This window comes from Tenacibaculum pelagium, from assembly GCF_014062345.1.
Taxonomy (GTDB): domain Bacteria; phylum Bacteroidota; class Bacteroidia; order Flavobacteriales; family Flavobacteriaceae; genus Polaribacter; species Polaribacter pelagius.
This window is the reverse complement of record NZ_JACGLS010000006.1, coordinates 31,521-57,418: the sequence shown is the minus strand read 5'-3', so window position 1 is coordinate 57,418 and position 25,898 is coordinate 31,521. Positions and strand designations below refer to the sequence as shown.

Sequence of the window (25,898 nt, the reverse complement as noted above, 5' to 3'; positions counted from 1 at the left end):
AAAACCATGAATTTACAGAAAGGTTACATTTAATAGTAATTTTTTTGCAAAAAAAAGCCTCGTTGGTTAACGAGGCGTAGTTTTATTATTGTTTTTCTAACTCAAATACTTTTTGCAGCATTTTATCGTCAGGTTGATTTACTTTGTATAAACCTTCATCGTTAAAGAGCTCTCGAGCTATTAATGTTTTTAAGTTTCTCTTCAATTGATTTCTTGTTCTTTGTGAAACTCTAAAATCTTTTAATTTTAAAAAGAACTTATCAAAAATAGATCCATCCTTATCAAAAGTTTTAATATAATCTTCAACATTAATATTGGCTAACTTCTTACGATTAGCATCCACATAATTAAACGCAAAGTTGTTTAGAGGTCTAAAGAAAATTGTTGGAACGTAAGATGAAGTATCTACAGCCACAAAATGATCAGGGATTATTCCACCACCGCCATACACTGTTTTTCCTTTTGGTGTGGTAAACTTTAAACTATCAATCGTTTTAATACTGTCTTTACTAAATAACTCACCGTTACGATACCTAGATTCAATATCGCTTGAATAGGCAGAAGAGGTATCTTCTTTCTTATAAGGCTTTTGTATTGAGCGACCAGTAGGTGTATAATAGCGAGCAGTAGTTAAACGTACAGCAGAACCATCACCTAAATCCATTTCTTGTTGTACTAAACCTTTACCAAAAGAACGACGCCCGATAATAATTCCTTTATCGTTGTCTTGTAAAGCACCTGCAACAATTTCGGAAGCAGAAGCCGAGTTTTCATCAATTAGAACATATAAACCTCCATCTTCAAAATCTCCTTTACTAGTAGCAAATGATTCGTTTACGTCTCCTTTATTATTTTTTGTGAATACAATTAGTTTGTCGTCTTCTAAAAATTCATCTACAATTTTATTAGCGATATCGATAAATCCACCTCCATTACCACGAAGATCTAATACTAAATCTGTCATTCCTTTTTCTAAAAGATTGTCTAATGAAGATTTAAATTCACTATAAGTATTACGAGCAAAACGATCTAACTTTATGTAGCCAATACTATCGTTTAGCATATAAGCAACATCAACACTTTTAATATTTACTTTCCCTCTATTAATCGTTACATCGAAAAGACTATCGTTAGTTTTTCTATAAAGTTGAAGGTCTACTTTTGTATTCGGTTTTCCTTTTAAGGCTTTCATTATTTGCGCCGTCTGCAACCTTTTACCATACATGGTATCTTTATTGGCTAACAAAATTCTATCACCAGCTTTAATTCCTTCTTTTATACTTGGTCCTCCTTTAATTGGTGAGATTACCGTAATGGTATCACCAATCATTCTAAATTGAACACCAATTCCCACAAAATTACCTTGCATATTCTCGGTAACTAGTTGTAGATTTTCTTTAGGGATGTATACCGAATGTGGATCTAGTTTGTCTAACATTTCGGCGATTGCTCCATCTAATAATTCATCAGTATTTACATTATCAACATAATCACTTTGAATATAATCAATCAAGCGCTTTATTTTTCGCTCATTAGCCGAATTTGAACCAATAAGATTGTTTGAGTTTGAACCGCTAAAAAAAGTTCCGATAAGAATACCGAAAACAACAGCAATAGAGAAATATATAGGTAAATTATTTTTGTTCATTTGGTAAATACGTCAATTCAACACCTGCTTTTTCTAAAAAATCTATTCCCGACGAATCTTTGTAAGCTTCAGCATATACCACACGTTTTATTCCTGCTTGATGTATTAGTTTGCTACACTGTTTGCAAGGTGAAAGTGTAATGTATAAAGTGGCTCCTTTACACGACTGTGTTGAGGCAGCTACTTTTAAAATAGCGTTTGCTTCGGCATGTAAAACATACCATTTTGTGTATCCTTCGTCATCTTCACAATAATTTTCAAATCCTGATGGAGTTCCGTTGTAACCATCAGAAATAATCATGCGATCTTTTACAATTAGTGCACCTACTTGTTTACGTTTACAATGCGATAATTTACCCCATTCTAGCGCCATTTTTAAATAAGCGTTATCGTATTTTAATTGTTTTTTATCCAAGATTAATTTTGATTAATTATGTGAAATGCTAATATAATTAGATTTAAAGCGGATAGACGTTAATTTTTTACCAAAAAACACGGTCAATCATCATCTGAAAAGCAAAACCAATTACGATAGATGATCCTACTAAAATCCAATCGCGACGATTCACTCCGAATATCGATTGTACTAACGATCCTACTAATAAAATTAATAAAACAATAATAATTTGCGCAGCTTCGACACCTAAGGCAAATTCAAATAAAGGAACTAGTTTATCAGAAGTTTTTCCGATCATTATTTTAAAATAATTTGAAAAACCAAGTCCATGAATTAATCCAAAGAATAACGCAAAAAATAAATTCTGATTCTCTTTTCCTACCGATGCTTTCTTAGCTGTTAAAACATTCATTAATCCGGTAATAAAAATGGTCAGCGGAATTAGAAACTCAACTAAATCAGATCTAACATTTAAAATTCCATAGGCAGAAAGTGCTAATGTTATAGAATGCCCTATGGTAAATAAAGTAATTAACCATAAAACTTTTTTCCATTGCTTAAATTGATAAACAATTGCTAATACAATTAAGAATAAAATATGATCATAGGCTTTAATGTCTAACACATGAAATAAGCCCATTTTAAAATAGAAAATGAAATCGTTCATTCGGGGTTTAAATTTTTATTTGTCGGTCTATTTGTTGGTCTAAAGATATAAAAGTTTCGGTTCTTGAAACACCTTTTATGTTTTGAATGTCTTTATTTAACAAATGCATTAAATCTTCATTATTCTTACATAATATTTTAATAAAAACTGCGTAATTACCAGTAGTATAATGGCTTTCTACAACTTCAGGAATTTCTTTTAATCTTTTAATTGCAGATGAATATAAACTAGAAGAGTCTAAAAAAACACCAACAAAAGCGGTAGTTGTATAACCTAAAGCTTTCGGATTTAAGGTCATTTTATAACCATCTATTAAATCAGAAGCTTCCAGTTTTCGTAAGCGTTGGTGTATTGCAGCACCTGAGATTCCTACTTCGCGAGCAATACTTAAAATAGGAGTACGAGCATCGTTTACTAGTCGTTTGATAATGATTTTATCAATTCCGTCAATCTTTAATTTCTTAACCATACAGCAAAAATAAGGAAAGTTCATTAGAATGATTTTTTAATATTAAGTACCTTTACAGGTATGTATGCTCTTGTTGATTGTAATAATTTTTATGCCTCTTGCGAGCGGGTTTTTAATCCGAATCTGCAAGGAAAACCAGTTGCTGTTCTAAGTAACAATGACGGTTGTGTTATTGCAATGAGCGATGAAGCTAAAAAACTAGAACTTCCATTCGGTGCGCCAATTTTTAAATGGGAAAAATTCTGCAAGGATAAAAACATTACTGTTTTATCATCAAATTATCCATTGTACGGAGACATGAGTGCTCGTGTAATGAAAATATTGGAGCAATTTTCTCCAGATATTGAAGTCTATTCTATTGATGAAGCTTTCCTTCAGTTTAAAGGATTTGATAATTATAATTTTGACGAATACGGAGGGGAAATTAGAAATAGAGTACTGCAATGGACAGGGATTCCAACTTGCGTTGGTATTGCTCCAACCAAAGCATTAAGTAAAGTTGCTAATAAAATAGCACGTAAATTTCCGAAAAAAACAGGAGGTGTTTATGTAATTGATTCTGATGAAAAAAGAATTAAAGCATTAAAATGGACTTCGATAGAAAGTGTTTGGGGTATTGGTAGGAGATTACAAAAAAGACTCTCAGAAAAAGGATGTGTAAAAGCTTACGATTTTACGCAGTTAAATGACGATTGGGTTCGTAAAAACTTATCAATTACGGTTTGGAAATTAAAGAAAGATTTAGAAGGTCAGTCTGAAATTTTACTAGATGAACCAGAAACAAAAAAAGCAATTGCAACTACTAGAAGCTTTGAGTATACGTTTTCAGATATTGATAATATAAAAGAACGTGTTTCAACATTTGCTGCAAGTTGTGCAGAGAAGCTAAGAAAACAAAATTCTAGTTGCCATATGGTAATTGTACTATTGCGTAGCGATCGCCATAAAAAAGATAGTCAGCAACATAAAGTTAGTAAAACTGTAGTGTTTTCCTATCCTACAAATTCTACATTAACCATAAGTAAAAGTGCGGTACAAGCGGTAACCACTATTTTTAAAAAAGGAATAAAATACAAAAGAGCAGGCGTTATTGTTACAGGATTGGTACCTACAGATAATTATCAATTAAATATGTTTGAAGCGGAAAACCCGAAACACAAACCGTTAATGAAAGCAATTGATAAATTAAATAAGACTTTTAAATCAGATAAGGTTAAATTAGCAAATCAAGATTTACAACGTACATGGAAAATGCGTCAAGAACGATTATCGCCAAAGTACACAACCAATATTAACGATATTATAAAGGTGAAATAAATTATGAAAACATCAGAGGCATTAACTTTTTTCTTACCGAAAGAACTAAGCGAAAAAGAAGGAGCTATTTTTATGGATATCGGAATTTCTGCAGGATTTCCTTCACCAGCAGATGATTTTAGAGAGACACGCATTTCTTTAGATGAAGAATTAATAGGGAATAAAGAAGCTACTTTTTTCGCAAGAGTTAGCGGACAGTCTATGATAGGTGCTGGATTGGATGATAATGATTTATTGGTAATTGATAGAAGCATTGAACCAGAGAATAATAAAATAGCGGTTTGCTTTTTAGATGGCGAGTTTACCGTAAAACGATTACGTGTAGAAGGAAAAGAGGTTTGGTTGCAACCGGAAAACCCAGACTACCCTATTATTAAAATTACAGAAGAAAACAACTTTGTTATTTGGGGTATTGTAACTAGTGTGATTAAAAAAGTGTAAATAACACTGTTTTTCATATATTTAGAAAAAACATTTGAAATTATGAACAAATCAATTCAAACAATTTTGTTAGTAGCAGGAATCGTTATTCTTTGTTACGGTATTTACACAATGATTCAACCAGAAGCGCAAGTATCAATTGGTGACGTAGCATTAGTAAAAGCACAAGACAATACAAATTCGTATATAACTATGGCGATTGGTGTTGCAGCGATTGCACTTAGTTTTTTAAAGGGTAAAAAATAATAAACCATATTTTTAATCAAAAGCCACTCAAATTGAGTGGCTTTTCTTTTTCATAAAGAAAATTTATAAAGTTTTGTAATGTGTTAAAAAAAACTACGTCAAAAGTTATCAAATGTCTCACACTACTTAAAACTAAAAAAATGCGAAAAACAATTATACTCTTCAGTTTACTATTTATTAGTATTCAATCGCAATCGCAAACCGATGTATTTAACGCCCTTTTAAAAACCTATGTAACTTCTCAAGGTGAAATAGATTATAAAGGTTTAAGAAAAAATAGAGCTCTTTTAGATATTTATTTAAAGCATTTAGAAAAAACAGTTCCAGGAAAAAAATGGTCGTCATCTAAAGCTAAAGCATTTTGGATTAACGCATATAACGCTTATACTATAAAGCTAATTTTAGATAGCTATCCTTTAAAAAAGATTACTGATATTAAAAGAAAAGGAAGAAATGCTTGGAAAATTCCTTTTGCTGTTATTGGTAAAAAAACATATTCTCTCGATTATATCGAACATAAAATATTACGCCGTTGGCATGATGATCCAAGAGTTCATGTAGCTTTAAATGCAGCCTCTAAATCTGGGCCTACATTTCCTAATTATGCTTTTACAGCTAAAAATATTAACTCGAAATTAGAAATGTTAATGAAAGCTTTTATTAACGATCCTGCAAAGAACAAAATATCTATAACTAAGGTTGAGGTTTCGAAAATGTTTGAATGGTATCAAGAAGATTTCACTATTAATCAACCTTTAATTGATTATATAAATAAGTATTCAAAAGTTCAGGCAAACGATAATGCCGACATAGTTTATTTAGAATATGATTGGAATTTAAACGGTAAATAAAAACTTAATTCCCCTTTATTATAATCCCTTATTAAAACGAAAAGCCCCCTAACTTTTCGTTTTATTTTTTTATATATGTTGATCTATTAAAATGGTATTTCCATCAGGGTCATAAAAGACCATACTTGCAGGTCCAGAAGTAGACTCGTCAGCTTCTCTTTCTAGTTTGAAATGATTTGCTTTTAAATGTTTTTGAATAGCTCTAACATCATCAAACTTATCTAACATGTTAGCACTTTCATCCCAACCAGGATTAAATGTTAGAATATTATTTTCAAACATTCCTTGAAACAAACCAATTAATGAGTTGCCATTTTTCATAATTAGATAATTCATTTCCATACTTCCTGCAAAGACAGTAAACCCTAAGGTTTCGTAAAACGATTTCGACTTGTTTAAGCTTTTTACCGCTAAACTAATTGACATTGCTCCTAATTTCATAATTGTTTTATTTTATGCTTTACGTAGAATTTTTTCCATTTTCCTACCCTTAGCCAATTCATCAATTAGCTTTTCCATCTGTCTACATTGTTTATATAGTTCAAATTCATCAGCTATTTCTTCAATTCTGTAACCACAAACAACACCTTTAATCATATGTGCATTTTCGTGCATCGTTGCTCCTTCAAAAAAATCTCTAAACGTTTTTTTACCATCAATGAATTCTTGCAATTCTTTTGCATCATAGCCAGTAAACCATTTCATTACCTGATCTAGTTCTTCTTTAGTTCTACCGTTTTTTTCTATTCTAGTAAGATAATGAGGATAAATAGATCCAAAAATCATATTAGCAACTTGTTCGTTTTTTTTAGCAGTGACTTCCATTTTTTAAGTATTAGTATAGCAATTTACAAAATTCTATAAAACAAAAAATCCCACACTTGCGTGTAGGATTTATTTCAACCAAAACTAAAAGATTAGAATTTTCCGTTTTTATGAGTCATTTCAGATGGGATTTCTTGAATTACATCCCAATGCTCAACAATTTTATTGTCTTTTAATCGGAATAAGTCATAAAATGCTTGTGGCTTTCCACTCCATTCACCTTCGCTCATTGTTAACACAAAATTTCCTTCTCCTAATACTTTATGTACTTTCTTATAGATAAACATATTATTTTGAGAAGTTAAATATTCTATAGCCTCCCCTAAACCTTTTAATCCATCCTTTACTAGAGGGTTGTGTTGGTCGTATTGCTCTGTACTCACATATTCTGTAATTTTTTCAGGGGCTTTCCCAAACAAAACATCATTAACAAAATTCTTTACAATTGCTTTGTTGCCATCTGTTTTGTCTAAATCTGTAATTTCTGTTGCTCCATCAACTTGTGAACGTCCGCTAGCGGTTTTTTCTACTTTAGGAGTTAAATTATCCCAATGCTCAGCAACTTTTCCATCTTCCATACGCCAAACATCAAAAGCTATTATTTCTTTTCCTCCAAGAGCTTCTGCATTGTGATATGAATTGTGGAAAACAATAAAGTCTCCATCCTGTAAAAGTCTATGCGTAGTATAACTTGTATTCCCTTCTTTTAAAACAGGTAAAAATCCCAATACTGGTTCAATTCCTGTTGGTACATGAGGATTATGTTGAATATAATCTTCTTTGAAATATTTTTTTATTCCATCAGCACTATAATCTTTAAAGAAAGCTTCTTGTGCTTTTTCTGCTGTAGTTTTTAAATTTCCCATCTTTTGTGTTGTTTTAGAATTATTACTCTTTATTGTTCCCTTTTTTTGAATTGAATTACAGCTTACAAAAGCTGCAATACTTAATACAATTATGATTGCTTTTTTCATCCGATACTTATTTTTAAATGATAGGACAAAATTATGAAGAAGGGAGAGTTAAGTGTGGGTTAACCTAAAGACAAAAAAGGTAAATATCAAACCAAATAACCTAAATGTTATTGTTTTTAAATGAATTTGGGGTGAATCCCGTGTGTTTTTTAAAGTATTTCACAAAATTAGTTGATTCTTCAAAACCCATTAAATAAGCTAATTCAGTACTTTTAATAGTTGAGTTTACCAAATTTCTTTTAGCTTCTAAAATGACAAATTCATCAATATATTGTTTTGCTGTTTTATTAATTACCTCTTTACATACAATATTTAAATGCTTGTAAGTAATGTTTAAGTTTTGTGCATAATAATCTGCATTTCTATTAAGTGTATAATCATTTTTTAAAATGTTTTGAAATGATAAAAACAGACTTAACTTATCAGATTCTTGTATATAATTTGTTTGATTCTTTTTTATTTCTTCAACCTTTGAGAAAATGATATTAAACAAAGAATCTATGATGTGCTTCTTATTGAATTTCTCTGATGGGTTATAAAATTCTTTGTAAATCAATTCAATATATGCGGGGATATTAGAAGCTTCTGGAATTTGAATTTTAGGAGAAAAAAGTTGAGGTGTTAATAATCTAACTGCAGTGTTTTGTGGAATATTATTTAACTGCTTTTTAAAATACTCCTCAGTAAAAAGGATTAAATATCCTTTAGTATCCTCAGTAAATTTAAAAGCATTTATTTGCCCTTTAGAAACATAAACTATGGACCTATTCTGCACTTTATGTGAAACAAAATCTACTAAATGTTCAGTTTCTCCACTTGTATAAAAAGCTAATTGATAAAAATTTAATTGATGAGGTTTACTTGGTAAATGCTCAAACTCTTCTTTTCGTCTTTCTATATCTTCTAATCTAATTATTTCTATCCCTTCAATCTCAGAAGATTTAGATTCAAATATTAAATTAGGAATTTCTTTAGACATATTTTATTTCGCTCTTTTAATAATCAATCTTATTTGCCCCATATGATTTGCCTGATGCTCCATAACGTGATACCAAGCCCAATAATTATTCATACTACCTCTTCCTACCATAGATTTAAACCATTTATCATCTTTGGTTTTTAATAGCCGTAAAGTTTCTTTTCTTACCTTATCCCATATTTTAAGATAATATTTTATTGGCTTGCCTTTTAATTCTTCTCTCCCCTTTTTTCCTAAATTTAAAGCCGTCTCCCATAACTTTTCATCTTTATTAAATCCTCTGTTTTCGAAAGTATATAATTGATAATACTTTTCTGTTGCTGCTAAATGTAGAATCATTGCTCCTATTCTATTTGCATCTTTATCAAGTAAAAAGTCTGTTTCCTCATCTGTTAAATTAATAACACTATTAGTAACTCTCTTTTTTAAATCTTCTAACATTGAAACTGTTGTACCTATTTGAGGAGAATATCCTTTAGGTGATTCAATTATATTTTGAGCATTTGATATAAAAACCTTTAATAAAAAAATAATTATTAAAGGTTTTAAAAAAGTGTAGCTATTGTTTTTCATCTTCTGTTAGTTTTATCTTTAAAAATAACTATAATTATATTTAGCATTGCTTAAAGTTTTCATAAAACAAAAAATCCCGCACTCTCGTGCAGGATTTTAATATTTATCTAGCAACATTGTTGCTTACATTTCTAATGCTTTGGTAGGATTGTTATCCATTAATAATTCTACTGGATTTTCTAAAGCTTCTTTCACAGCAACTAAGAAACCAACAGATTCACGACCATCAATAATTCTATGGTCATAAGATAAAGCAACATACATGATTGGTTGAATTACTACCTCACCATTTACCGCCATTGGACGATTAACAATATTATGCATTCCTAAAATTCCACTTTGTGGAGGATTGATAATTGGTGTAGATAACATTGATCCAAATACACCACCATTAGTGATTGTAAATGTTCCTCCTGTCATTTCATCAACAGTAATTTGTCCATCACGAGCACGTAAAGCTAAACGCTTAACTTCGCTCTCAACACCTCTAAAAGATAAGTTCTCTGCATTTCTAATTACAGGAACCATTAATCCTTTAGGTCCAGAAACTGCAATAGATATATCTTGAAAATCGTGTTTTATTTGTTCTTTTCCATCAATCATTGAGTTTACATCTGGATACATTTGTAAAGCTCTTACAACCGCTAAAGTAAAGAAAGACATAAATCCTAAACCAACTCCGTGCTTCGCTTTGAAATCTTCTTTATACTGCTTACGTAAATCGAAAATTGGCTGCATGTTTACTTCGTTAAACGTAGTTAACATTGCTGTTTCACTTTTTACAGCTACTAAACGCTCTGCTACTTTACGACGTAACATCGACATTTTTTTACGCTCAGTACCTCTAGAACCATTTGCTGGTTGTGTTCCCATAGAAGGAACCGCTTTTACAGCATCTTCTTTAGTAATACGACCATCTTTTCCAGTTCCTTTTACAGATGAAGCATCTATTCCTTTTTCAGCTAAAACTTTCTTAGCAGCAGGAGAAGCAGTACCCGTTACATATGTTGCAGCTTTTACTTCCTCTTTTTTAGGAGCTTCAACTTTTGGAGCTTCTTCTTTTTTAGTTTCAGTAGAAGATCCTCCTTCTGGTTTAGCAGCACTCATATCGATATGACAAACTACTGCACCAACCTCAACAGCATCACCTTCTTCTGCTTTTAAAGTGATAATTCCGCTTTCTTCCGCAGGTAACTCTAACGTTGCTTTGTCAGAATCTACTTCGGCAATTGGTTGATCTTTCTCAACATAATCACCATCTTCAACTAACCAAGTTGCTATTTCTACTTCTGTAATTGATTCCCCCGGAGAAGGAACTTTCATTTCTAAAACACTCATGTTTCTTATTTTTATTCTGAAATACTTTCTTTCTTAAAACTTAATCAAAAACTTTATCTAATACTTTTTGATGACGACGCTTGTAACGTGCACTTGAACCTGCCGCTGGTGCTGAATGATAATCTCTCGAAGCACATTCTAACCTTGCTAATTCAAAACGTTCTAACATATATCCCCAAGATCCCATATTCTTAGGTTCTTCTTGAGCCCAAACGTAACGTTCTACATTTGGATATTTATCCATTACCTCTTTAATCTTATCGTTATGCAACGGAAATAATTGTTCTATTCTAATCAAGGCAACGTCTTCTCTTTCTAAACGCTCACGCTCTTCTAACATATCGTAGTAGAACTTACCTGTACAAAATACCATTTTCTTCACTTTAGAAGTATCAACAGTATCATCGATTACTTCTTGGAAAGTTCCATTTGCTAAATCTTCAATAGGATTTACCGCTTTTGGTAAACGCAATAAACTCTTAGGAGTAAAAACTACTAAAGGTTTTCTGAAATCACGTTTCATCTGACGACGTAATATGTGATAGATATTTGCTGGATTAGAACAATTTGCTATCGTCCAGTTATCAATTGCTGATGATTGTAAAAAACGCTCGATTCTTGCCGAAGAGTGCTCTGGTCCTTGACCTTCATAACCATGAGGCAATAACATTACCAATCCGTTTTGCAACTTCCATTTATCTTCTGCCGAAGAAATATATTGATCGAACATAATTTGTGCTCCGTTGGCAAAATCACCAAACTGTGCCTCCCAAATAGTTAATGTATTTGGAGCAGCCATCGCATAACCATAATCAAATCCTAATACACCATATTCCGATAAATGAGAATTGTAAATAGTCATTTCTCCTTTATTCTTCGGATTGGTATTTAATAGATTTACACGTTCTAATGTTTCTTCATCACGCATAATTGCATGACGGTGAGAGAAAGTTCCTCTTTCTACATCTTCACCAGAAATACGAATATTATATCCTTCTTCTAATAAAGTTCCGTAGGCTAAATTCTCTGCAGTACCCCAATCAAGCTTATTATCTTCAAAAACTGCTTTATCACGTCCTTTTAAAATACGTTCTGCTTTACGAACAAATTTATATCCCTCAGGAGTATTAGAGATTACTTTTGCAATATCTTTTAATGCTTCAACCGAGTAGGTAGTATCTACTGGTTGTAACATGTCTTGTAATTGTTTACGAACAAAGCCATCCCAAACCTCTGGCATAAATTCTTGAATCTTAGAAGTTGTCTTCTTTTTAGATTCGGTGAATTCTGCTTCTAAATGAGCTTTAAATTCGTCTGTAATTTGCTTTACATAATCAGAAGAGATACTTCCTTCTTCTATTAATTTTGCAGCATATATTTCTTTTGCATTTTTATGCTTAGAAATTGCTTTATATAATTTAGGCTGTGTAAAACGTGGCTCATCACCTTCGTTATGCCCGTATTTACGATACCCTAATAAATCAATATAAATATCTTTCTTAAACTTAGCTCTGTATTCAACAGCCATTTCCATTGCATGACAAACAGCTTCTGCATCATCTGCATTTACATGTAAGACTGGTGACAATGTTACTTTTGCAACATCTGTACAATATGTACTAGAACGTGCATCTAAGTAATTGGTTGTAAAACCTACTTGGTTATTTACAACAACATGAATTGTTCCTCCAGTTTTATACCCGTTTAAAGTCATCATTTGAGCAACTTCATATGCAATTCCTTGACCTGCAATTGCAGCATCTCCATGTACTATAATAGGTAAAATCTTACTGTTGTCACCTTTATAATCTTGATCTACTTTAGCGCGAACAATTCCTTCAGCAACTGCAGCAACAGTTTCTAAATGTGATGGATTTGGAACCAAATTCATCTTCATTTTTTGTCCGCCTTTGTATTCTTTACTAAGCGTTAATCCTAAGTGATATTTAACATCTCCATCAATATCTTGATCTTCGAAATCTTTTCCTTCAAACTCACTAAATAAATCGCGAACTGGTTTTTTAAAGATGTTAACCAACGTATTTAAACGACCACGGTGTGCCATTCCTAATACACATTCTTCAACTCCATATTTTTCAGCTGCATCACGTAAAGCTACACTTACACCAGGAATTAAAGTTTCTCCTCCTTCTACAGAAAAACGTTTTTGACCAACATATTTAGTTTGCAAAAAGCTCTCGAAAGTAGAGGCCTGATTTAACTTAGTAAGAATGTATTTTTTTGCCTCGACATCATAACTTGGATGATTATCATTCTTGTTTAAACGATTTTGCCACCATTTAAGTTCTTCCGGATTTCTTAAATACATGTACTCAACACCAATAGAATCGCAATAAATTGCTCTTAAATGGTTGATGATATCTGATAGTGTCTTAGCACCAATTCCTAAAACTTCTCCTGCATTAAAAACTGTTGATAAATCACTATTTGACAACCCGAAGTTTTCAATATCAAGTGTTGGAGTGTATTTTCTACGCTCACGAACTGGATTTGTTGCTGTAAACAAATGCCCTCTAGTGCGGTAACCGTTAATTAAGTCGATTACTAAAAATTCTTTACGTACTTCTTCAGGAATTTCTACTTCATTTTCTTCATCAGTAAGAGAATAATTCTCGTTAGCTAAATCGTATCCTTGAAAAAAACTTCTCCAACTCGGTTCTACTGCATCAGGATTTTTTTGATACTGTTCGTACAAATCACCAATAAAACCTGTATGTGCTGCGTTTAAGAACGAAAACTTGTCCATATATTTTTATATACTTTTCTATCAATAAGAATAATGTTGACAAAAGTACAACTTTTAGTAAAAACAAGACTTTTTTTTACGCTATTTTTAACGACTTCAATTCTTTATTTTTCTTAGAAAAACGCGTTTATCTTGTTAAAAACATGAATTTAAAAGTTTGAAAACCAGAATTGAATATTTTTAACTGCATTTTTTATTGAAAATAGTTTGTAGATATCAAAAAAGAAATTAAATTTGCACTCGCATTTTAAAACAAATACGTTTTAAATTCCTCCTTAGCTCAGTTGGTTAGAGCATCTGACTGTTAATCAGAGGGTCCTTGGTTCGAGTCCAAGAGGAGGAGCAAAAATGCTGAAGGCAACGTAGAAGCCGATAATTTCTACAACATACATATTTTGTTCTATAAGAACATTCCTCTTTAGCTCAGTTGGTTAGAGCATCTGACTGTTAATCAGAGGGTCCTTGGTTCGAGTCCAAGAAGAGGAGCAAAAAAGACTTACAATATTGTAAGTCTTTTTTTATTTTTACACTATGCAATTTCCAGAAAAACTTAACAGAAAAATATCGAAACGTATAGACAATGAATCTTTAAGAAGTCTAGGTAAAAAAAATGACCTAATTGATTTTTCTTCTAATGATTATTTAGGTTTTGCTAAGTCTGAAGTTATTTTTGATAGAACTCATCAATTTTTAATTGAGAATAACTTAAAGCAAAACGGAGCTACTGGTTCCCGCTTACTTTCTGGAAACCATAATTTATATACAAGCGTTGAAAAACAGCTATCTGAATTTCATAATTCTGAAGCCTCTTTAATTTTCAATTCAGGTTACGATGCTAATATTGGTTTTTTCTCATCGGTACCTCAGCGTGGTGATATTATTTTATATGATGAGTTAATTCACGCTTCCATTAGAGACGGAATTAATTTATCAAACGCAAAAGCATATAAATTTCAACATAACAACTTAACGCATTTAGACGAAGTTCTAAATCGTGTTAAAAATGAAACAGCAGCTGTTTATGTTGTGACAGAATCTGTTTTTTCTATGGATGGTGATTCGCCAGATTTAGTGACTATGTCGCACATAATAAAGAAATACGCAAATGTGTATTTTATTGTAGATGAAGCGCATGCTGTTGGAGTTTTTAATAAAGGATTAGTTCAAGAATTAAATTTAGAAAATTCAGTTTTTGCAAGAATCATCACTTTTGGAAAAGCGTTGGGATGTCACGGAGCAGCTATTCTTGGATGCAAAGAGCTACATCAGTATTTAGTTAATTTTGCTAGAAGTTTTATTTATACTACTGGATTATCACTACATTCTATAGCTACGGTTAAGTTTGCTTACGAAGAACTTGCTAAGAATCAAGCAAAAGAAAAACTTCAAAAAAACATTAGTTTCTTTAAACAAGAAGTAAACAGACTAGATTTAAACTTTATTGAAAGTAATTCTGCAATTCATTGCTGCGTGATTTCTGGAAATGAAAAAGTAAAATTAATCGCTAAAAAATTAAATAATAAAGGGTTCGATATAAAACCCATTTTATCACCTACGGTAACTAAAGGAGAAGAAAGACTGCGTTTTTGTTTACATAGTTATAATTCAATCAAAGAAATAACCAATGTTTTAGAGAACCTTGCTACTTTTGTTTAATAAAAATTGATATATGAGAGACGACTATACTGTTTTAGCAGTTTTTGAATATTCGACCGAAGCTCAGGTAGTAAAATCTAAATTAGATTCTGAAGGGTTTAAAACAATGTTAATGGATGAAAAAACTATTGACACTGATCCTTTATTAAGTCAAGCTATTGGAGGAGTAAAACTACTTATTCATAATAATGATTTAGAAAAAGGAATTATAGTTTATAATGAGATTCGAGAATACGAAAAAGATGAAAATGGAAACACTTATCAATGTGGTAAATGTAAATCAACTAGAATACTAGTTGCTCCACCACAAAGAAAAAGTTTTTTCTTTATGTTATTTCCTTTTTTTGAAAGCAGAAAATTAATTTGTAACGATTGTAAAACAATCTTTTAATGAAAAAATATTTCATAACCGGAATTTCTACTGAAGTAGGAAAAACAGTTGCTGCTGCAATTGTTACGGAAGCTTTAGAAGCTGATTACTGGAAACCTGTGCAAGCAGGTGAATTAGATAATTGCGATACTCAAAAAGTTAAAAAATTGATTTCGAACACAAAATCAGTTTTTCACTCAAATTCATATGCATTAAAAACTCCGATGAGTCCACATGCAGCTGCAGAAATTGACAACGTTACGATTGACATCAACAATATAAAAGAACCTTCAACTAATAATAATTTAGTTATCGAAGGTGCTGGCGGTTTATTAGTTCCGTTAAATGATTCTGAAACTATTTTAGATCTTATTAAACCAAACTATAAGGTAATTGTGGTTTCTCGTCATTACTTAGGAAGCATAAATCATACCTTATTAACTGTTAATTTATTAAAAGAAAAAGGGTTTGATGTTTCTATAATTTTTTCTGGAGAAGAACATAAAACTACAGAAGACATCATTAAAAAAACGACAAAAGTTCCTGTTATTGGAAGAATTGAAGAAGAACCTTATTTTGATAAAAATGTAATTAAGGAATATGCTGAACTTTTTAAAGATAAGTTATGAGTTTACAAGAAAGAGATAAAAAACACTTATGGCACCCGTTAAAACAACATCAAACACATCCAGAAAGCTTAGGGATTGTAAAAGCGAAAGGATGTATTTTAACTGATGAAAACGGAAATGAATATATCGATGCTATCTCATCTTGGTACACTTGTATGTTCGGACATTGTAACGATTATATTACAAGTCGTGTTTACGACCAAATGCAAACATTAGATCAAATAATGTTTAGCGATTTTACACACGAGCCCGCTGTAAAACTATCTGAAGAATTGATTAAAATTCTTCCAAAGAATCAAAACAGAATTTTCTTTAACGATAACGGATCAACTGCTGTTGAAGCTGGAATTAAAATGGCACTACAATACTATTTTAATATCGGTGAGAAGCGTAATACATTTATCGCTTTTGAAAATGGATTTCATGGAGATACTTTCGGAGCTATGTCTGTCTCTGGGCTATCTGTTTACAACGGTCCTTTTGAAGATTATTTAATGGATATTCAGCGTATTCCTGTTCCGAATGGAGAAAATAATCAAGCGATTTTAAATCAATTAAAACAAATTGTTTCCGAGAATAATGTTGCTGGGTTTATTTACGAACCACTCGTTCAAGGAGCTGCAGGAATGAAAATTCATAAAGCAGAAGATTTAGATGTAGTTTTAAAGTTTTGTAAAGAAAATAATATTTTAAACATTGCTGATGAAGTAATGACAGGGCTTGGAAAAACAGGCACTAATTTTGCTTCAGATCAAGTTGCTACAAAACCTGACATTATCTGTTTAAGTAAAGCTTTAACTGCTGGATTAGTCCCTATGGCGATTACATCATGTACCGAAGAAATTTACGAAGCCTTTTTAAGTAATGATATTGCTAAAGGATTTTTTCACTGCCATACCTATTCAGCAAACCCAATAGCTTGTCGTGCTGCTTTGGCAAGTATTGAATTATTACAATCAAAAGAAATCCAAGAAAATATCGCTTATATTTCTAATGCTCATAAAACCTTTTTAGAGGAAATTAAAAATCATCCGAAGGTAACTTCAACAAGATGCAAAGGAGTAATTTTAGCGATTGACTTAAAAACAAATGCGAATCGTTATGGTACTTTACGTGATAAGTTGTTAAAATTATTTATGAAAGACGGAGTATTCTTACGACCATTAGGAAACACTATTTATATTCAACCACCTTATGTAATTACAAAAGAACAGTTAGATAAAGTTTATTCAACTATTGAAAAGGTTTTAGATACTCTCTAAGACCTTTTCTTTTTCAAGTAAATTAATTTCTTCTTGAGTCTCTTTAATACGAACATATAAATCTTCGTATATCCATTCACCATTAGATCTTATCCCTCTTATAACTAGAGTTCCTTTTCCTTTTTGCCCTTTTATAGGAATTGAAAAATCAACTTTACCATCATCATTATTTAAAGAAATATTCCCTGAAGGAACACCATATTTTCTTACTCCATCTCCCAAAGCATTTATTACTTCTTTATCAAAACAAGCTCGCTCAAAAGCATAATCAATAGGTTCACTTTCACTTATCATGTTTGATATTCCAAAAAAAGCAGCTCCAATACCAAAAACAAAGAATAATATAATTAACAAACAACCGCATCCACAGCCTCCAACAGGCACTGCCCACATCCAATTTCTATTAAACCAACTCTTTTGATGTTGTTCCTTCATATTTTTAAAATTTAAATACAAGATAACTATTTATTTTCTTCATAATCCTTGATTTTACCTTTATTTTTGTCGAAAATTTTAGTGCATTGAAAGATCTTATTTCTATAACTTCATTTGCTTCTGTTTCTGCCTTAGGTAGTACTCCTGAAAAAATATGGGAGAACTATTTAACATCCGAACATTTTCTATCTTTAAAAGAAAATGTTTGGGTAGCTCAATTAACTAATGAAGATAAATTGGCTATCGAAGAAATAAGAAACTCAGACAATAAGTATAAGAAGTTAGATGATGCGGTTTTATACACGCTATTTGCTGCTAGAAAAGCCATCGAAAAAACTAATTGGAGTTCTGAAGATAATTTTGGAATCAATATTGGGTCATCACGAGGGGCAACTTCTTTATTTGAAAAATATCATAAAGAGTTTTTAGAAACAGGAAAATCATCAACATTAAGCTCTCCAACAACTACCTTAGGTAATATTTCATCTTGGGTTGCGCACGATTTACAATCTAACGGCCCAGAAATTTCGCATTCAATTGCTTGTTCTACAGGACTACATTCTTTATTAAATGGAATAGCCTGGTTACATGCAGACATGTCAGATAAATTTATAATTGGAGCTAGTGAAGCATCACTAACTGATTTTACGATTGCTCAAATGCAAGCTTTAAAAGTATATTCAAAAGAAAAGGATGATTATCCTTGTAAGGCTTTCGATATGAATAAAACAAAAAACACGATGGTTTTAGGTGAAGCCGCTGCCGTTTTTTGTTTAGAAAAAGGAGAACAAGAAAATGCTATCGCTCATATAGAAGGAATAGGTTATGCTACTGAAATATTAAAACACAATACTTCCGTTACAGATAATGCCGAGTGTTTTCAGAAATCAATGAAAATGGCTTTGGGATCAGTTTCTCCCGATGAAGTTGATGTTATAGTTATGCATGCTCCTGGTACTTTAAAGGGAGATTCATCAGAAATTAATGCCATTGATAAAGTTTTTTGTAACAAAACTCCATTTTTAACTACCAATAAATGGAAACTCGGGCATACTTTTGCTACTTCTGGATTACTTAGTTTAGAACTTGCTGTTCTGATGTTAAAGCATCAAAAAACTATAGAAGTACCTTTTGCTGAAAAGCAAGAACAACCAAAAAAGATTACTAAAATATTACTGAATGCTGTTGGTTTTGGTGGAAATGCCGTTTCTGTTTTATTGACGAAATAAAATTGTTCATTTCCGTCAATTTCTATACTTTTAGTAACTCAAAAAAATAATTGCTTTATGATGGAATGGTTTTCAGAATTAACTTCTTTTCAAAAAATGTATTGGGTTGTAACAAGTGTTTCAACTTTAATTTTTCTTTTTGTACTTATCGGTGCTTTCATGGGAGCTGATAGTGATGACATTGGCGATGTTGACGCAGAAATGGATGCAGATACTGGTGCAGGATTTCAATTTTTTACTTTTAAAAATATGGTAGCATTCTTTACCATTTTTGGCTGGAGCGGAATAGCTAGTATTGATGCAGGAAACTCAAAAACAACTACTTTGTTTATTTCTATAGTATGTGGTTTATTAATGATGACAGCGATGGCTGCTTTATTTTACTACATCAGTAAGCTAACAGATAGCGGAACTTTAAAAATGAAAAATGCACTAAATGCTATTGGAGAAGTTTATTTAACTGTTGGCGCAAATAGGTCTAAAATAGGAAAGGTGCATATTAAGGTTCAAAACTCGTTACGAGAGTTGGAAGCTTTAACAGATTACGATGCCGATTTAACACAAGGAACTGTTATAACAGTAGTAGAAGTAACACCAAACGGATTATTAATTATTGAACCACAAAAATAAAAATTGACTATGCTAAAATTAACACTATTACAAATTGACGGATTCGCAGGTCCTATCGGAATCATTATCGCAATCCTCTTTATTTTCATTTTATTTATCACTTTAGTTAAACGCTATAAAAGATGTCCATCGGATAGAATTTTAGTAGTGTATGGTAAAGTTGGTGGCGGACAATCTGCTAAATGTATTCATGGTGGTGCCGCTTTTATTTTTCCTGTAATTCAAGATTATCAATTCTTAGATTTAACTCCTATTTCAATTGAAGTAAATTTAATAAACGCACTATCTAAACAAAATATTCGTGTAAATGTTCCTTCTAGATTTACCATTGGTATTTCTACTGAGCCAGGTGTAATGCAAAATGCTGCTGAACGTTTGTTGGGATTAGGGCAAAATGAAATTCAAGATTTAGCACAAGAAATTATTTTTGGTCAATTACGTTTAGTAGTTGCCTCAATGGATATTGAAGAAATTAACTCTGATAGAGATAAATTTTTAACCAATATTTCTAAATCTGTTGAATCGGAATTGAAAAAAGTAGGTTTAAAATTAATCAACGTAAATATTACTGATATTGTTGATGAATCAGGTTATATCGAAGCTTTAGGTAAAGAAGCTGCAGCTCATGCAATTAACGCCGCTCGTAAATCGGTAGCTGAAAAAAACAGAGACGGTTCTATTGGTGAAGCAAATGCTGTACAAGACGAAAGAACCCAAGTCGCCGCTGCAAATGCACAAGCTGTAGATGGAGAAAATACCGCTAAAATTGCCGTTGCAAATTCAGATTCATTACGTCGTCAAAGAGAAGCTGAGGCAGAAAGAGTAGCAATAGCTGCCGAAAAAGTACAATCTGCAAAAGCATTAGAAGAATCGTATGCTGCAGAAAAAGAAGCAGAACTTGCTAGAGCTGAAAGAGAACGTTCTTCTCAAGTAGCAGATATTATTGTACCTGCAGAAATTGATAAGCGTAAAGTTGAGATAGATGCTGAAGCTGAAGCTGAAAGAATTCGTAGAAAAGCGAAAGGAGAAGCAGATGCAATTTTATTTAAAGCCCAAGCAGAAGCAGAAGGGTTGTATGAAGTATTAACCAAACAAGCTGCTGGTTTAGACCAAATAGTAAAAGCTGCTGGTAACGATTCTCAAAACGCTGCCTTATTATTAATTGCTGATAAACTACCTGAATTAGTAAAAACTCAAGCTGAAGCAATCAAAAATATTAAAATTGACAAAGTTACTGTTTGGGAAAACGGAGGAGGGAAAGATGGGAAATCATCTACCTCGAACTTTATTTCTGGGATGTATAAATCAGTTCCACCATTACAAGAAATGTTTAACATGGCAGGAATGCAACTTCCTGAGTATTTAAAAGGTAAAGAAATTCCGTCAGAAATAGTCGAAGATGCTAAGGATGATGGTAATTCTACTCCAGAAGAAAAATAAACACTAATAAAATTCCGCTTTCGTAGCGGAATTTTTTATTTTTACCCCCACAAACAACTTGAATTCATGAGCGAAGTAAGACATAACTGGACGAAAGAAGAAATTCTAGAAATATATAACAAACCTATGATGGAGCTTCTATACGAAGCTGCTACTATTCATAGAAAAAGTCACGATCCGAACGTAGTACAAGTTTCTACATTATTATCAATAAAAACTGGTGGATGTTCTGAAGATTGTGGGTACTGTCCACAAGCAGCACGTTATCATACAGATATTGAAGGAAACGATTTAATGTCGGTTCAACAAGTAAAAGCACAAGCTTTAAGAGCAAAATCTGGTGGTAGTTCTCGTGTGTGTATGGGAGCTTCTTGGAGAAACGTAAAAGACGGACCAGAATTTGAACAAGTATTAGAAATGGTACGTACCATTAATAAACTTGACATGGAGGTTTGCTGTACTTTAGGAATGGTTACAGAAAATCAAGCCAAACGTTTAGCAGAAGCAGGTTTATATGCCTATAATCACAATTTAGATTCTTCTGAAGAATATTATAAAGAAGTAATTTCTACACGTGGTTTCCAAGATAGATTAGATACTATTGATAATGTTCGTAAAACAAACGTAACTGTTTGTTCTGGAGGAATTATTGGTATGGGAGAATCTGCTGAAGATAGAGCAGGTATGTTAGTAGCTTTATCAACTTTAGACCCTCAACCAGAGTCGACTCCTATTAACGCTTTAGTTGCTGTAGAAGGAACTCCGTTAGAGGATGAAAAACCTGTTGAAATTTGGGACATGATTCGTATGGTAGCTACTACACGTATTGTTTTACCTGAAACACAAGTACGTTTATCAGCTGGAAGAACGCAAATGAGTAGAGAAGGACAAGCCATGTGTTTCTTTGCTGGAGCAAATTCAATTTTTGCTGGAGATAAGTTATTAACTACACCAAATCCAGATGTAAATGAAGACATGAAAATGTTTGAAATGTTAGGATTAAATCCGCAAAAACCATTTACTAAAAAGGTGCAACCACAATCGGTAGAAGCAAAAGATTCTCAGTTTGAAGCTTTAGGAGAGAAACCAAAATGGACAAGACCTGAACACAAAATTGATCGTAACGAGCAGAAAAAGCAAGAAGCTTTAGAATTAAGGAAACAATCGTAAGTTTAGTAAAAACATATATGACACCCATCAGAAATGATGGGTGTTTTTTTTAACAATACCTATCGAATAAAACTTCCTAACATTTTCTTAACTTTGCTTCTTGAAAAATTGGACGTATGGGATTACAATTACAACAAATAGATAGAGTTGAAACCATTACCAAAGAAGACTTTATCAAAAATTACTTTAAACCACAAAAACCAGTGGTTATCGAGCGTTTCATTGAGGATTGGCCAGCATATTCTAAATGGTCTTTAGATTATATGAAAGAAGTAGCAGGCGATAAAACTGTACCTTTATATGACGATAGACCTGTGGATTATAAAGATGGATTTAACGAGCCACATGCTACTATGAAAATGAGTGAGTATGTAGACTTGTTAAAACGTGAACCTACTAAGTTCCGTATTTTCTTATGGAATGTTTTAAAAGAGGTTCCTATTTTACAAAAAGATTTTAAGTTTCCAGATTTTGGTTTACGTTTAATGAAGGGCTTACCAATGTTATTTTTTGGTGGTACAGACTCGTATACCTTTATGCATTATGATATTGATTTAGCTAATATTTTTCACTTCCATTTTGAAGGAAAGAAACAGGTTATTTTATTTGATCAGAAGCAAAATAAATATTTATATAAAATTCCACATTCTTTAATAACTAGAGAAGATATTAATTTTGCAGATCCTGATTTTGATAAATGGCCAGCTCTTAAAAAGGCTAAAGGTTATATTGCTGAACTAGAACACGGGAACGTTTTATATATGCCAGAAGGTTATTGGCATTATATGCGTTATTTAACGCCAGGTTTTTCTATGAGTTTACGTGCCATTGCTCGAAACCCTAAAAATTTAGGAAAAGCAATTTATAATGTATTTATTATGCGTACTATTGATAATGTAATGCGACGTATAAAAGGTCAAAAATGGATTGATTGGAAAAACGAACAAGCCATTACAAAAACAAATAAAGCAAACAATATTGCATAAAAAAAGCGCCAAAGAGGCGCTTTTTTTATTTTTGAGCTTAACTATTTTCCAAATAATCTTTGAAAAAAGCTTTTACTTTTCTGAACTACCTCTTCCGCCTCTTCTTGAACATCTTCAGCAAAATCTACTAGATGCTCACCAGCTTCTCCTGCCAATTCAGATGCTTTTTCTGTTACATTATCCATAACTTCTTTTGCTTCGTCTGCAAGTTCACTCGCTTTTGCTTTTATTTTCTCTACAGATTCATCAGACATCATCTCACTAACTTTCTCTTTTACATCTTCAACAGCATCAACGATATGCTCTCCAGCTTCACCAGCCATTTCAGACGCTTTCTCTGTTACGTTATCCATAACTTCTTTAGCTTTATCTAAACCATCGTTTAAATTATCTTTAAACTCTTTATTTTCTTCTGCCATTTTATTTTAATTTTATGTTAGTTATTTAATCTAAAACCAACCTCTTTGATTTGTTTGATATGTATATACAAACTCTTCATCTGATTTAGTTAAGTAAATGATCCCTTCAATTAAGCTAACCAACCACATTACTCCTGAAAAAATACCACAAGTTATAATAGATAATACGATTGTTAATACTAAAGTTACTATTCCTTCTTTAGTATAGCCTAAAATAAATTTATGCACTCCAAATCCACCTAATAAGATTGCTAAAACACCAGCTAAAACTCTTTTACTTTCTTGATTTGGAACTGGGTTCCCGTTTTCATCAATTACATTCATTTTTTTGTTTTTAATAATAGTTGGCTATAAATTTATAAAAAAGCTTCGTCTTTTGGCTCCCACAATTCAATTTTATTCCCATCTAAATCAACAATCCAACCAAATTTACCGTAATCATATTCTTCAACTTTATCCATTACATTAACTCCTTTATCTTTCAACTCATCAAGTAATTCAACTAAATTTTCTACACGGTAGTTAAACATAAAGTCTTTTTTAGAAGGTGCGAAATAGTTAGTATCTTTTGTAAACGGACTCCATTGTGTAGATGCTTTTTTTCCTTCTTTATCTTTCCACCAAAAAGTACAACCCCAATCATCGGTATTAAACCCTAGATTGTCTTTATACCAGTCTTTTGTAGCTTTTACATCATCTGTTTTAAAAAATACTCCTCCAATACCTGTTACTTTACCTTTCTTCTTCACCTATTTCTTCTTTACATTAGTTTCATAAATTTCAATCCATTCTTCTACAGTCATTTTCTTGCATAAATCAGCTATTAAATCCATCGGGATTTCTTCGATCTTTTTAAAACGGATGCAACTTTTACCCATGTCTAATTTTCGCTTACTATATTTAGGATATTCTGCAACAAACCAATCTAATAATTCTTTCTTTGCATAAATTCCACTATGGTATAAATTAATAGAATTCTTCTGTGAAGCAATATTCATAAAGGGCAAAGGCAAACTTGTATCGCAATGGTAACCATCTGGATATATAGAATGTGGTACATAATAACCAATCATGTTATAATTCATACCTTCTTCGAAACCTTTAGGTAAATTATCTTTAATTGTATCCCTTAATTTTTCCATTATAGCTTGACGCTCTTCTGGAACTTGTGCAATATAATCTTCAGGAGAATTAGCTTCGTATTTCATTTTGAATGGTTTTAGAATATAAAGTTAACAAAATTTTGCTTTGATTTTATCTACAATGGTCTGAGCTAACTTTTGTTTACTTTCAACAGTCCAACCAGCTACATGCGGAGATAAAATCACATTATCAGCATTAATTAAATATTGAAATGCTTCTGGTATTTCTTGATTTGTAAATAAATTCTCGAAAGATTTTTTCTCATATTCTAATACATCTAAACCAGCTCCTAAAACTTTATTAGATTTTAATGCTTCAACTAAATCTAAAGTAACAACCGATTTCCCTCTTGCTGTATTAATCAACCAAAAAGACTTTTTAAATTGATTAATAAACTTATCATTTACCATATTTTTTGTTAATTCAGTTTGAGGAGTGTGTAGACTTAAAACATCTGCTCTTTCTTGTAACTCTTGTAAAGAAACTTGTTTACAATTTTCATCACCTACATTTGGTTTTATATCGTAACATAGAACTTCAACATCAAATCCACGAAGTTTTTTAGCAAAGGATTTCCCCATATTACCATAACCTATTAAACCAACTGTTTTTCCGTCTAATTCAATTCCGCGATTTTCTTCACGAAGCCATTTTCCGCTTCTTACTTCTAAATCTGCTTTATTTAGTTTATTAAAAAGCGATAATAACATCCCCAAAGAATGTTCACCTACAGCATTTCTATTTCCTTCTGGTGAAGAAATTAAATACACTCCTTTTTCTTTAGCGTATTCACAATCTATATTTTCTAAACCAGCACCTACCCTTCCTATAAACTTAAGATTTGTTGCTTTATCTAAAAACTGTTTATCAATCGTAAATCTACTTCTAATAATAATTCCATCATATTGATGAATTTTAGCTTCTACCTCTTCTTTTGAAGAGGTGTAATCTTCATCATTTTGAAATCCTAAATTAGAAAGTTCGTTTATTAATAAAAAGTGATTTGAGTCTATGTGAAGTATTTTCATTAATTAAAA

At 31.8% G+C, this 25,898-nt stretch carries 30 protein-coding genes and 2 tRNA genes; 15 read left to right on the top strand and 17 right to left on the bottom strand.

The genetic code is table 11. The annotated features are described in order from the left end of the window. Window positions 1-85: 85 nt before the first annotated feature. The 4 genes from H3Z83_RS11445 to H3Z83_RS11430 all read right to left on the bottom strand — a co-directional run bounded on the left by H3Z83_RS11445 (window position 86) and on the right by H3Z83_RS11430 (window position 3,205). On the bottom strand, window positions 86-1,648 hold the full coding sequence (locus H3Z83_RS11445) for a S41 family peptidase (protein ID WP_182125629.1): 1,563 nt from the start codon (window positions 1,646-1,648) through the stop codon (window positions 86-88). Then, a complete protein-coding gene (locus tag H3Z83_RS11440; protein WP_182125692.1) occupies window positions 1,635-2,066 on the bottom strand; it encodes a deoxycytidylate deaminase in 432 nt (143 codons plus the stop codon). The genes H3Z83_RS11445 and H3Z83_RS11440 overlap by 14 nt, the downstream gene beginning before the upstream one ends. A gap of 64 nt (window positions 2,067-2,130) precedes the next feature. Beyond that, entirely contained in the window at window positions 2,131-2,712 is a 582-nt protein-coding gene (locus H3Z83_RS11435) for a HupE/UreJ family protein (protein WP_182125628.1), read from the bottom strand. 7 nt (window positions 2,713-2,719) lie between these two features. After that, window positions 2,720-3,205, bottom strand: a complete 486-nt coding sequence (locus H3Z83_RS11430) for an Lrp/AsnC ligand binding domain-containing protein (protein WP_246337550.1) — start codon at window positions 3,203-3,205, stop codon at window positions 2,720-2,722. 36 nt (window positions 3,206-3,241) lie between these two features. Here H3Z83_RS11430 and H3Z83_RS11425 point away from each other — a divergent pair, with 36 nt between their 5' ends. The 4 genes from H3Z83_RS11425 to H3Z83_RS11410 all read left to right on the top strand — a co-directional run bounded on the left by H3Z83_RS11425 (window position 3,242) and on the right by H3Z83_RS11410 (window position 6,036). Next, window positions 3,242-4,498: a Y-family DNA polymerase gene (locus tag H3Z83_RS11425; protein WP_182125627.1), complete on the top strand. Its 1,257-nt coding sequence runs from the start codon at window positions 3,242-3,244 to the stop codon at window positions 4,496-4,498. 3 nt (window positions 4,499-4,501) lie between these two features. Beyond that, on the top strand, window positions 4,502-4,939 hold the full coding sequence (locus H3Z83_RS11420; protein ID WP_182125626.1) for a LexA family protein: 438 nt from the start codon (window positions 4,502-4,504) through the stop codon (window positions 4,937-4,939). Between the two features lie 42 nt (window positions 4,940-4,981). Next, the gene (locus H3Z83_RS11415; RefSeq protein ID WP_182125625.1) at window positions 4,982-5,185 is read left to right on the top strand and encodes a hypothetical protein; all 204 of its coding nucleotides are present in this window, start codon (window positions 4,982-4,984) and stop codon (window positions 5,183-5,185) included. A 140-nt stretch (window positions 5,186-5,325) separates the two neighbouring features. Then, window positions 5,326-6,036, top strand: coding sequence for a DUF547 domain-containing protein (locus tag H3Z83_RS11410; protein WP_182125624.1), 711 nt, complete (start codon window positions 5,326-5,328; stop codon window positions 6,034-6,036). Between the two features lie 69 nt (window positions 6,037-6,105). Here the strand turns inward: H3Z83_RS11410 and H3Z83_RS11405 are convergent, their stop codons facing one another. The 7 genes from H3Z83_RS11405 to H3Z83_RS11375 form a co-directional block, all read right to left on the bottom strand. Then, window positions 6,106-6,477 (bottom strand): VOC family protein, encoded by a 372-nt coding sequence (locus H3Z83_RS11405; protein WP_182125623.1) that lies wholly within the window; start codon window positions 6,475-6,477, stop codon window positions 6,106-6,108. A gap of 12 nt (window positions 6,478-6,489) precedes the next feature. Further along, complete coding sequence (locus tag H3Z83_RS11400) at window positions 6,490-6,861, bottom strand: DUF2200 domain-containing protein (protein WP_182125622.1); 372 nt, start codon at window positions 6,859-6,861, stop codon at window positions 6,490-6,492. Window positions 6,862-6,953: 92 nt separating this feature from the next. After that, window positions 6,954-7,835: a nuclear transport factor 2 family protein gene (locus H3Z83_RS11395; RefSeq protein WP_182125621.1), complete on the bottom strand. Its 882-nt coding sequence runs from the start codon at window positions 7,833-7,835 to the stop codon at window positions 6,954-6,956. A gap of 100 nt (window positions 7,836-7,935) precedes the next feature. Next, complete coding sequence (locus tag H3Z83_RS11390) at window positions 7,936-8,814, bottom strand: helix-turn-helix domain-containing protein (protein WP_182125620.1); 879 nt, start codon at window positions 8,812-8,814, stop codon at window positions 7,936-7,938. 3 nt (window positions 8,815-8,817) lie between these two features. Further along, the gene (locus tag H3Z83_RS11385; protein WP_182125619.1) at window positions 8,818-9,387 is read right to left on the bottom strand and encodes a DinB family protein; all 570 of its coding nucleotides are present in this window, start codon (window positions 9,385-9,387) and stop codon (window positions 8,818-8,820) included. 123 nt (window positions 9,388-9,510) lie between these two features. Beyond that, on the bottom strand, window positions 9,511-10,725 hold the full coding sequence (gene odhB, locus H3Z83_RS11380) for a 2-oxoglutarate dehydrogenase complex dihydrolipoyllysine-residue succinyltransferase (RefSeq protein ID WP_182125618.1): 1,215 nt from the start codon (window positions 10,723-10,725) through the stop codon (window positions 9,511-9,513). Between the two features lie 40 nt (window positions 10,726-10,765). Beyond that, window positions 10,766-13,492, bottom strand: a complete 2,727-nt coding sequence (locus H3Z83_RS11375; protein ID WP_182125617.1) for a 2-oxoglutarate dehydrogenase E1 component — start codon at window positions 13,490-13,492, stop codon at window positions 10,766-10,768. A gap of 269 nt (window positions 13,493-13,761) precedes the next feature. Here H3Z83_RS11375 and H3Z83_RS11370 point away from each other — a divergent pair. The 6 genes from H3Z83_RS11370 to bioA all read left to right on the top strand — a co-directional run bounded on the left by H3Z83_RS11370 (window position 13,762) and on the right by bioA (window position 17,409). Then, window positions 13,762-13,835: transfer RNA gene (locus tag H3Z83_RS11370), tRNA-Asn, on the top strand. Between the two features lie 69 nt (window positions 13,836-13,904). Further along, window positions 13,905-13,978, top strand: a tRNA-Asn gene (locus H3Z83_RS11365). Window positions 13,979-14,023: 45 nt separating this feature from the next. Next, window positions 14,024-15,148, top strand: a complete 1,125-nt coding sequence (locus H3Z83_RS11360) for an aminotransferase class I/II-fold pyridoxal phosphate-dependent enzyme (protein WP_182125616.1) — start codon at window positions 14,024-14,026, stop codon at window positions 15,146-15,148. A gap of 13 nt (window positions 15,149-15,161) precedes the next feature. After that, window positions 15,162-15,539 (top strand): DUF2007 domain-containing protein, encoded by a 378-nt coding sequence (locus H3Z83_RS11355; RefSeq protein WP_182125615.1) that lies wholly within the window; start codon window positions 15,162-15,164, stop codon window positions 15,537-15,539. Next, complete coding sequence (bioD, locus tag H3Z83_RS11350) at window positions 15,539-16,147, top strand: dethiobiotin synthase (protein WP_182125614.1); 609 nt, start codon at window positions 15,539-15,541, stop codon at window positions 16,145-16,147. Before H3Z83_RS11355 ends, bioD begins: the two co-directional genes overlap by 1 nt. Further along, window positions 16,144-17,409, top strand: a complete 1,266-nt coding sequence (bioA, locus tag H3Z83_RS11345; protein ID WP_182125613.1) for an adenosylmethionine--8-amino-7-oxononanoate transaminase — start codon at window positions 16,144-16,146, stop codon at window positions 17,407-17,409. Before bioD ends, bioA begins: the two co-directional genes overlap by 4 nt. On the opposite strand, the gene H3Z83_RS11340 is transcribed toward bioA, so the two are convergent. Beyond that, window positions 17,395-17,844, bottom strand: a complete 450-nt coding sequence (locus tag H3Z83_RS11340) for a cytochrome c oxidase assembly factor Coa1 family protein (protein ID WP_182125612.1) — start codon at window positions 17,842-17,844, stop codon at window positions 17,395-17,397. The two genes, bioA and H3Z83_RS11340, sit on opposite strands and share 15 nt — an antisense overlap. Window positions 17,845-17,930: 86 nt before the next feature. Between H3Z83_RS11340 and H3Z83_RS11335 the strand changes: the two genes are divergently transcribed. The 5 genes from H3Z83_RS11335 (at window position 17,931) to H3Z83_RS11315 (ending at window position 23,299) form a co-directional block, all read left to right on the top strand. Beyond that, window positions 17,931-19,073 (top strand): beta-ketoacyl synthase N-terminal-like domain-containing protein, encoded by a 1,143-nt coding sequence (locus H3Z83_RS11335; RefSeq protein ID WP_182125611.1) that lies wholly within the window; start codon window positions 17,931-17,933, stop codon window positions 19,071-19,073. A gap of 57 nt (window positions 19,074-19,130) precedes the next feature. Next, the gene (locus H3Z83_RS11330; RefSeq protein ID WP_182125610.1) at window positions 19,131-19,703 is read left to right on the top strand and encodes a hypothetical protein; all 573 of its coding nucleotides are present in this window, start codon (window positions 19,131-19,133) and stop codon (window positions 19,701-19,703) included. Window positions 19,704-19,712: 9 nt separating this feature from the next. Next, window positions 19,713-21,143: a flotillin family protein gene (locus H3Z83_RS11325; protein WP_182125609.1), complete on the top strand. Its 1,431-nt coding sequence runs from the start codon at window positions 19,713-19,715 to the stop codon at window positions 21,141-21,143. 66 nt (window positions 21,144-21,209) lie between these two features. Next, complete coding sequence (gene bioB / locus H3Z83_RS11320; protein ID WP_182125608.1) at window positions 21,210-22,313, top strand: biotin synthase BioB; 1,104 nt, start codon at window positions 21,210-21,212, stop codon at window positions 22,311-22,313. A 116-nt stretch (window positions 22,314-22,429) separates the two neighbouring features. Beyond that, the gene (locus tag H3Z83_RS11315; RefSeq protein ID WP_182125607.1) at window positions 22,430-23,299 is read left to right on the top strand and encodes a cupin-like domain-containing protein; all 870 of its coding nucleotides are present in this window, start codon (window positions 22,430-22,432) and stop codon (window positions 23,297-23,299) included. A gap of 41 nt (window positions 23,300-23,340) precedes the next feature. Here the strand turns inward: H3Z83_RS11315 and H3Z83_RS11310 are convergent, their stop codons facing one another. Genes H3Z83_RS11310 through H3Z83_RS11290 form a run of 5 tightly spaced genes read right to left on the bottom strand, consistent with a single transcriptional unit; the run spans window position 23,341 to window position 25,889 of the window. After that, window positions 23,341-23,718: a hypothetical protein gene (locus H3Z83_RS11310; RefSeq protein ID WP_182125606.1), complete on the bottom strand. Its 378-nt coding sequence runs from the start codon at window positions 23,716-23,718 to the stop codon at window positions 23,341-23,343. 30 nt (window positions 23,719-23,748) lie between these two features. Continuing rightward, window positions 23,749-24,042 carry a TM2 domain-containing protein gene (locus H3Z83_RS11305; RefSeq protein ID WP_182125605.1) on the bottom strand — a complete coding sequence of 98 codons (294 nt, stop codon included), beginning with the start codon at window positions 24,040-24,042 and terminating at the stop codon, window positions 23,749-23,751. A 32-nt stretch (window positions 24,043-24,074) separates the two neighbouring features. Further along, window positions 24,075-24,467, bottom strand: a complete 393-nt coding sequence (locus tag H3Z83_RS11300; protein WP_182125604.1) for a VOC family protein — start codon at window positions 24,465-24,467, stop codon at window positions 24,075-24,077. After that, window positions 24,468-24,926, bottom strand: a complete 459-nt coding sequence (locus tag H3Z83_RS11295; RefSeq protein ID WP_182125603.1) for a DUF1801 domain-containing protein — start codon at window positions 24,924-24,926, stop codon at window positions 24,468-24,470. It abuts the gene before it with no gap. Window positions 24,927-24,950: 24 nt separating this feature from the next. After that, entirely contained in the window at window positions 24,951-25,889 is a 939-nt protein-coding gene (locus tag H3Z83_RS11290; RefSeq protein ID WP_182125602.1) for a 2-hydroxyacid dehydrogenase, read from the bottom strand. Window positions 25,890-25,898 lie beyond the last annotated feature (9 nt).